Here is a 2,303-nt window from a genome sequence, read left to right as displayed (position 1 = left end):
GCGGGATTGGCTTCCCTCCGGCGCGGTTATTCCGCATGATGATCAGGATGATACCCCTTCCCGCCGTTTCGACGATCGCGCAGACGATCCAGCTGTCGCTTGCGCCCGTCTTCATGCTCGCGGGCATCGGCCAGCTGCTCAACGTGCTCGCCGGTCGCCTCTCGCGCGTCATCGACCGCGCCCGCCAGCTCGAAAAGCTCCATCCCAGCAGCGCGGGGCCCGAACGCATCCGCCATATCTGGGAGTTGCGGCTGCTCGACCGGCGGATGACGATCATCAACGCCTCGCTCTTCCTCGCGGTGTCGAGCGCGATCATGACCTGTATCGTCATCGCGCTGCTGTTCATCGCCGAACTCGCCAAGCTGCACTTCGGGACCTATGTCGCGGTCTCGTTCATCCTCGCGATGATCCTGCTGATCGCCGCCTTTGCCAGCTTCATGATCGAGGTGCGGATCTCGCTGGTCGCCTTCCGCATCCGCCCCGAACTGCTCGACAACCCCGAACTGCTCGACAAGCTGACATGAACACCGAAAAGCGCCTGCTGCAGGGCGTCGTCGCGCTCGCCTGCCTCCTGCCGCTGCTCGTCGGCGGTCAGGGGATCGTCCACGGCCCCGCCCCGTTCGGCCACCTCGCCGACGTGCCGCGCGATCTCGACAGCCATTTCCGCTATATTTCGGGCATCTTTTTCGCGACCGGGCTCGGCTTTCTCAGCTGCATTCCGCATATCGAGACAAAGGGCCCGCGCTTCCGGCTGCTCGGCGGGCTGATCGTGGTCGGCGGCCTCGCGCGGCTCGTCTCGCTGATCGATGTCGGCATGCCGTCGCGCGGACATGTGCTCGGGCTCGGCATGGAAATCCTCGTCGTGCCGCTGCTGATGCTCTGGCAGGCGCGCCTCGCCCGGCGGGCCCTTTCCAACGCCGGACCGAATCCCTAGACGACGCTTGACCATACCCGGTCCTCGAAAGGTCCAAGCATGCGTGAAGCCGCCATCGTCTCGACTGCCCGTACCGCCATCGGCAAAGCCTATCGCGGCGCGTTCAACGCGACCGAGGCACCGGTGCTCGGCGGGCATGTGATGACCGCGGTGGTCGAGCGCGCCGGGATCGACCCTGCACGTATCGACGAGGTGTTCTGGGGCGTCGGCAACCAATGGGGGACGCAGAGCGGCAATGCCGGGCGCATGGCGCTCTTCGCCGGTGGCCTGCCCGAATCGGTCCCCGCGGTCACGCTCGACCGCAAATGCGGCTCGGGGCTGACCGCGGTCGCGCTCGCTGCCCGCACGATCATTTGTGACGAGGCCGATGTCGCGCTGGCGGGCGGGATGGAATCGATCAGCTACACCGTGACGAAGGACGCACCGCGCTACGTCAACCAGAGCGTCACCGCGCGCGAGCCCGCCGCCTATATCCCGATGATCGAGACCGCCGAGATCGTCGCGCGCAAATATGGCATCAGCCGCGAGGCGCAGGACGCCTATGCCGCGATGAGCCAGCAGCGCGCCGCCGCCGGCCTCGCGAGCGGCGCGTTCGCCGAGGAGATCGTGCCGATCACCGTCGAGAAGGCACTGTTCGATAAACAGGGCGCGCGCACCGGCAGCGAGCACGTCACGCTGACCCAGGACGAGGGGATCCGCGCGGGCACCACCGCGGAGGCGCTCGCCGGGCTGAAGACGGTCTGGCCGGGCGGCGACTTTTCCAGCCCGGGGACCAGCGTCACCGCGGGCAATGCCAGCCAGCTCTCCGACGGCGCGTCTGCGCAGCTGCTGATGGACCGCCGGACCGCGGAGTCCGAGGGCAAGGAGATCCTCGGTATCTATCGGGGTTTCCAGTCCGCCGGCTGCGATCCCGCCGAAATGGGCATCGGCCCGGTCTTCGCGATCCCCAAGCTGCTCGACCGCGCCGGGCTGACCGTCGCGGACATCGGCCTGTGGGAGCTGAACGAGGCGTTCGCGTCGCAATGCCTCTATTGCCGCGACCATCTCGGCATCGATCCCGAAAAGTACAACGTCAATGGCGGCGCGATCGCGGTCGGCCACCCCTTTGGCATGACCGGCTCGCGCCTCGTCGGCCACGCACTGATCGAGGGCCGCAAACGCGGTGTCCGCTATGTCGTGGTCTCGATGTGCACCGCCGGCGGCATGGGCGCCGCGGGCCTGTTCGAGATCGTCTGACGCAACGGGGGTGGTGGGGGTGCGCCGCCCTCTCCCGTCGCTCCGCACCATCCACCCCGCCCCCGCCCGTCATCCTGACGAAAGTCAGGATCCAGGGTAACGGGCCACAGCGCTCCTGGCTCTGGATCCTGAC

3 protein-coding genes are annotated in these 2,303 nt (G+C 67.6%); all 3 read left to right on the top strand.

Going from position 1 to position 2,303, the window contains the following annotated elements; translation table 11 throughout:
* Window positions 1-47: 47 nt before the first annotated feature.
* Genes sphsw_RS10190 through sphsw_RS10180 form a run of 3 tightly spaced genes read left to right on the top strand, consistent with a single transcriptional unit; the run spans window position 48 to window position 2,170 of the window.
* Window positions 48-524 (top strand): DUF2721 domain-containing protein, encoded by a 477-nt coding sequence (locus tag sphsw_RS10190; protein ID WP_031440529.1) that lies wholly within the window; start codon window positions 48-50, stop codon window positions 522-524.
* The gene (locus sphsw_RS10185) at window positions 521-934 is read left to right on the top strand and encodes a DUF4345 domain-containing protein (RefSeq protein WP_031440528.1); all 414 of its coding nucleotides are present in this window, start codon (window positions 521-523) and stop codon (window positions 932-934) included. The genes sphsw_RS10190 and sphsw_RS10185 overlap by 4 nt, the downstream gene beginning before the upstream one ends.
* Before the next feature lie 39 nt (window positions 935-973).
* Entirely contained in the window at window positions 974-2,170 is a 1,197-nt protein-coding gene (locus sphsw_RS10180) for a thiolase family protein (RefSeq protein WP_031440527.1), read from the top strand.
* Window positions 2,171-2,303 lie beyond the last annotated feature (133 nt).

The sequence above is a fragment of the Sphingomonas sp. FUKUSWIS1 genome (assembly GCF_000733135.1).
GTDB classification, from domain to species: Bacteria; Pseudomonadota; Alphaproteobacteria; order Sphingomonadales; family Sphingomonadaceae; genus Sphingomonas; species Sphingomonas aerolata.
This window is presented reverse-complemented; position numbering and strand designations above follow the sequence as displayed.